The organism is uncultured Clostridium sp. (assembly GCF_947036855.1).
Taxonomy (GTDB): Bacteria; Bacillota; Clostridia; order Clostridiales; family Clostridiaceae; genus Sarcina.
Window position 1 is genome coordinate 1 of sequence record NZ_CAMQRY010000151.1, and the last position, 5,190, is coordinate 5,190.

Sequence of the window (5,190 nt, forward strand, 5' to 3'; positions counted from 1 at the left end):
TAATGATAAGTTTGAAGATGTAAATAATAAAATTAAAGAGATAGCAGATAAATATAACGTTTCAAAAAGTGTTATAGCTACGGCATTTATATTAAGACATCCTGCAAAAATACAAACTATTGTGGGAACAACTAACAAAGATAGGTTAAAAGATATATGTAAAGCTAGTAATATTACTTTAACAAGAAGTGAGTGGTATGATATTTATAAATCAGCTGGGAATCCTCTTCCTTAAAACTAAAAGCAATGAAGCTAAAATGCTTCGTTGCTTTTTTGTTTTTCGTAAATATATTATTAAATTCGACAGCAAAACATCATAATTAGACTAGAAAAATGTCAAATTTTAATATGCATAAAAAACTAATTAAAAACATTTACCTTTTTATGGAAAAATAAAGGAAATATACCTTTTGTGTAGAATTATATAATAAAGGGATTTTATGATATAAAGGGGTAATTAAAAATGAATAATACGAATTTAGCAGGTAATATGTTGCTTTCTAATATTAAAAATAAAAGATTTGAATTAGATAGTTTAGAAAATGATATATATATAGATGTACAAGCAGGTGTAGTAAATGATGATATATATGATGGTGATATAGATATCGAAATTGATTTAAATGACTATATGAATAAGCCAATAGGTATGTTACTTAGTGATGTGAAGAAACAAATGAATAAGGAAGAATTAGAATTTACTAATTTTAGTGAGGAAAGTGATATAGAAGAGTTAATGGGTTTAGAGTTTATATATGATGATGTAGAAGATGTCAATATAGATAGTTATTTTGGTAATGAAGGTATAAAAGAAACAGTTTATTATGACATTGATACGGAAGAGTCATTTTTAAAAGTTGATGAACAGATAGGTAAAAATATAGATACAGGAAATCTTGATGAAATAAAAAGATTAAAAAGACAGCTTGAGAAGCAAAAAGAAGAATTATATAAACGAGATAAGGAACTAGAAAAATTACAAATGGTACTAATGCTAGATGAAAATTTAACAGTAAGTGAAGAGTATTTAGAAAATAAAAGTCTTAGTAAAGTTGAACAGTTGCTTCTTGATAAAAGAGGTGAACTTGTAGAAAGACAGAAGGCGAGTAAAAAGAATTGGTTCTTCAAAATTTTAGATAAAGTAAAATCTTAAAAATTATTAAAAAGCTTATTTTTCATAGTGAAAAATAAGCTTTTTTGCTGTAAATAAATAAACAATATATTTTAAATAGCCATAATCAATATTAAAAATTTAAATTTAAATTATAAATATCATAATTGCTTTTCGATGTTTTTTACATTTTTCTACAAATTTTATTGAAGAATTAGATAAAAGATGAACAAACTATTATTATAAGGTTAATTCTATTGTATAAATATAGTTTAATTATGAAAATACTATTATAATCTAGTTAATAAAAGGTAATTTGTCGAATAAAAGGACAAATACATACAAAAGAAGGAGGGGACTTAAATGGCGCTTATAGGGATTTTAATTGTTATATTAGGATTCGCATTCAAGTTCGATACAATACTTGTCGTAATAGTTGCAGGACTTGCTACAGGACTTGCATCGGGGATGGGATTCGGTGAGATATTACAAATTTTAGGGCAAACGTTTGTAGAACAAAGGCATATGACAATATTTCTTTTGACACTTCCAATAATAGGAATGTGTGAGAGGTTTGGACTTAAAGAAAGAGCTTTAGAACTTATTAGTAAGGCTAAAGGACTTTCAACAGGGAAGCTTTTAACATTGTACTTATTTATAAGACAATTTGCATCAGCTATTTCATTAAAAGTAAGTGGACATGCACAATTTGTTAGACCACTTATTAACCCAATGGCACAAGGAGCAGCAGAAAGTAAATATGGTGATTTACCTGTTGAAGCACAAGATAAAATTAAAGGTGCAGCAGCAGCTATGGATAACTATGGTAACTTCTTTGGTCAGAATTTATTTCTTGCAAGTTCAGGAGTTCTATTAATAACAGGAACACTTGAAGAACTTGGATACGTTGATGTTAGTACACTTCATATTGCAATAGCATCTATTCCTATTGCTGTAATAGCGTTCTTAATCATAGCTTTTGATAATCATAGACTTGATAAGAAAATTAAAAAGATATGCGAACAGCACAGAGCAACAGCAAATGAAGAAATTAATAATACTGAAAATTTAAAGGAGGACTAATTTATGGATTTTAAGCAATTTTCTGATATTCTATTAGAAGTTTTTTATGTATTTGTTGGTCTTCTTATGACTCATACAGCATTTAGAGTTTTAAAAGATAATACAAATCCTAGAAGACTTGGAACAGCAGCCTTTTGGGTAATACTAGCAGTCATCTTTGTATTTGGTGGAATAATGCCATCAGAGGCAGTTGGAGCTCTTTTACTAGTAGTTGGTATATTAACAGGTACTAAGCAGGTTAAAGTTGGAAAACTTAAGATGCCAGATGCCAATAGAGCACTTAAAGAATCAAAGAAACTTGGAAATAAAGTATTTATACCATCAATTATAATAGCAGTACTTGCTCTTTTAATTGCACAATTTACTCCTATTAGTGGGATAGCAGCTATTGGTATATCTGCTATAGCAGCTCTAATAGTAACATTTATTATAACTAAGGCTAAACCTAGCGAAGCTTTAGAAGACGCTGATAGAATGCTTCAATCAGTAGGACAAACTAGTATACTTCCACAACTTTTAGCAGCTCTTGGTGGGCTATTTACAGTAGCTGGTGTTGGAGAAGTTATATCAGGGGCTATATCACATGTTATACCACATGAAAGCGCCTTAATAGGAGTTATTGCTTATTGCGTTGGTATGGCTGTATTTACTATGATAATGGGTAATGCTTTTGCAGCATTCTCAGTTATAACAGTTGGGATTGGTATGCCATTTGTATTCATGCAAGGTGGAAATGTAGTAATAGCATCAGCACTTGCTTTAACAGCAGGATATTGCGGAACACTTCTTACACCTATGGCAGCAAACTTTAATGTTATGCCAGCAGCATTACTTGAAACTAAAGATAAAAATATAATAGTTAAACATCAAGTTCCAGTTGGAATTGCACTTCTTATAATACATATTATTCTTATGTATGTATTAGCATTTTTAGTATTCGGAAGCTAGATAGTTTAGGAGGAGATTTGTATGAAAATATTAATTACAGGATTTGATCCATTTGGTGGAGAAAATATAAACCCTGCGCTTGAAGCAGTAAAAATACTTCCAAGTAATATACTTGGAAGTGAGGTTATAAAGCTTGAGATACCAACAGTTTTTAGAAAATCATTATTATGTATTGAGGAAGCTATAATAAAGTATAATCCAGATGTTGTACTTTCAATAGGACAAGCTAGTGGAAGATTTGCAATAATGCCAGAGCGTGTTGCTATAAATTTAGATGATGCAAGAATACCAGATAATGAAAAAAATCAACCAATAGATGAAAAAATATATGAAAATGGAGCAAATGCTTATTTTTCTAATTTACCTATAAAAGCTATGGTTGAGGAAATAAAAAATGATAATATTCCAGCTGCAGTTTCAAATACAGCAGGAACATTTGTGTGTAATCATGTTATGTATGGAGTATTACACCTTATAAATAGTAAATATAAAAATATAAGAGGTGGATTTATACATGTACCTTGTATACCAGCACAAGTTATAAATAAACCAGGAGTACCATCAATGTCTATAGAAGATATTGCAAAAGGACTTGAAGCAAGTATTAGAGCTATAGTTAAAAATGATACTGATATTAAAAGTGTTGGAGGTGCTATCTGCTAATGAAAAGATTTTTTGTATATGGAAGTTTAAGAGAAGGTTTTTATAATTATGATAAGTACTTAAAAGGACATGTATTAACAAATGAACTTGCTACAACATCAGGAGATTTATATCATATGGAGCATAAAGGATACCCAGCACTTATTACTGGTAATAGAGATATTGAAGGTGAGGTTATAACTGTTGATAATCCAGAAGTTCTAGTAAAAGCATTAGATGAGATGGAACATTTTTATGGACTTGGAAATGAAAGAAATGAATATGATAGAATTGAAAAAGAAGTTAAACTTTTAGATGGAACAATAGAAATATGTTATGTGTATTTTTATGTTGATGTACAAAAGAAAAGTTTTGATAGAAATTATATTCACTTAGCACAGGATAGTTGGAAAGATTATATGATTAATCGATAGTAGGTATTAGACGCGTATTTTGTTTTACAAAATATGCGTTTTTTCTATTTGATGATTTATTTTTTTTTGCTAGTAAATTTAATTGTATTTTGATTTTAAGTAAAGTATTCATTACTATGAACGATAATTATCTTATAATTTTAATTATGTAAATAGAAGTATATAGGCAGGTGATGAAATGACACTTTTAAAAAGAATAACTATAATATTTGCTAGTGTTACAATAGTTAGTTCAGCTAGTTTTTATTTTATAGGAAACAGTATAGTTAAGCAGATAAGTAGTGGTGAATTTAATAGAGGAGCAGGACGGTCAAATGGAGTTCAAAATATAATTAATGGGGAAGTAAATAAAATTAGCTCAAAGATATTTGAATTTTCTAATTATATTGAAATAAATAGTAAACTTAATAGAGAGTTAGATATAGCTGTTCGTGAGGATATAGCAGGATTATTAGAGAGTATAGAAACTGCCCCATTTATTAATACTGTAATTCTTTTAGATGAAAATATGAATATAGTTAAAACATTAAAGGATAAGAAAGAAAATTTGAATTCTAAAGGGGTAAAAAATCTTTTATTAGAACTAAAAGAAATGATGAATAGTATAGAATATCAAAAAAAGGGTATTATAAGGGGAATTGTAAATACTGAAGAATTGCCATATATAATTGGTCTAAAAAAAATTAATATAGATAAAGATAAGGTAGGCTTTATATGTATTATAGAAGCAATAGATAACAACTATATAAAAGACCTTGAAATACGAACTAGCAGAGTGTTAGAGTTAGTTAAAGTTAAAGGTGTAGAAAGTATTGATGATGCTAGTTATATAAAAACACAAGAGTATAATAGAGAATTTTATTCTATAATGAGTGAAGATTGTATTAGTGTATTTTCTAACTTACCAGCATTAAATAGTGAAAATGAGTTTTTTCTAAAGTTAACTGATACACGAGAAGTAAGAGAAAATGC

The 5,190-nt window shown here is 28.5% G+C and carries 7 protein-coding genes; all 7 read left to right on the plus strand.

Annotation, left to right across the window (positions count from 1 at the left end):
• On the plus strand, window positions 1-235 hold a 235-nt coding region (locus Q0V15_RS11610), incomplete at its 5' end, for an aldo/keto reductase (RefSeq protein ID WP_297439185.1).
• A 228-nt stretch (window positions 236-463) separates the two neighbouring features.
• Window positions 464-1,153, plus strand: coding sequence for a hypothetical protein (locus Q0V15_RS11615; protein WP_297439188.1), 690 nt, complete (start codon window positions 464-466; stop codon window positions 1,151-1,153).
• Between the two features lie 321 nt (window positions 1,154-1,474).
• Window positions 1,475-2,194 carry a DUF969 domain-containing protein gene (locus Q0V15_RS11620; RefSeq protein ID WP_297439190.1) on the plus strand — a complete coding sequence of 240 codons (720 nt, stop codon included), beginning with the start codon at window positions 1,475-1,477 and terminating at the stop codon, window positions 2,192-2,194.
• A gap of 3 nt (window positions 2,195-2,197) precedes the next feature.
• Window positions 2,198-3,142 (plus strand): DUF979 domain-containing protein, encoded by a 945-nt coding sequence (locus Q0V15_RS11625; RefSeq protein ID WP_297439192.1) that lies wholly within the window; start codon window positions 2,198-2,200, stop codon window positions 3,140-3,142.
• A 21-nt stretch (window positions 3,143-3,163) separates the two neighbouring features.
• On the plus strand, window positions 3,164-3,805 hold the full coding sequence (gene pcp, locus Q0V15_RS11630) for a pyroglutamyl-peptidase I (RefSeq protein ID WP_297439194.1): 642 nt from the start codon (window positions 3,164-3,166) through the stop codon (window positions 3,803-3,805).
• Complete coding sequence (locus Q0V15_RS11635; RefSeq protein WP_297439196.1) at window positions 3,805-4,218, plus strand: gamma-glutamylcyclotransferase; 414 nt, start codon at window positions 3,805-3,807, stop codon at window positions 4,216-4,218. The genes pcp and Q0V15_RS11635 overlap by 1 nt, the downstream gene beginning before the upstream one ends.
• Before the next feature lie 178 nt (window positions 4,219-4,396).
• A partial coding sequence (locus Q0V15_RS11640) for a hypothetical protein (protein WP_297439198.1) occupies window positions 4,397-5,190 on the plus strand: 794 nt, incomplete at its 3' end.

Excerpts from the sequence above, each read along its gene's own strand:
- Q0V15_RS11635 (WP_297439196.1), top strand. The coding sequence starts at position 3,805 with ATGAAAAGATTTTTTGTATATGGAAGTTTAAGAGAAGGTTTTTATAAT.
- Q0V15_RS11620 (WP_297439190.1), top strand. The coding sequence starts at position 1,475 with ATGGCGCTTATAGGGATTTTAATTGTTATATTAGGATTCGCATTCAAG.
- pcp (WP_297439194.1), top strand. The coding sequence starts at position 3,164 with ATGAAAATATTAATTACAGGATTTGATCCATTTGGTGGAGAAAATATA.
- Q0V15_RS11615 (WP_297439188.1), top strand. The coding sequence starts at position 464 with ATGAATAATACGAATTTAGCAGGTAATATGTTGCTTTCTAATATTAAA.
- Q0V15_RS11625 (WP_297439192.1), top strand. The coding sequence starts at position 2,198 with ATGGATTTTAAGCAATTTTCTGATATTCTATTAGAAGTTTTTTATGTA.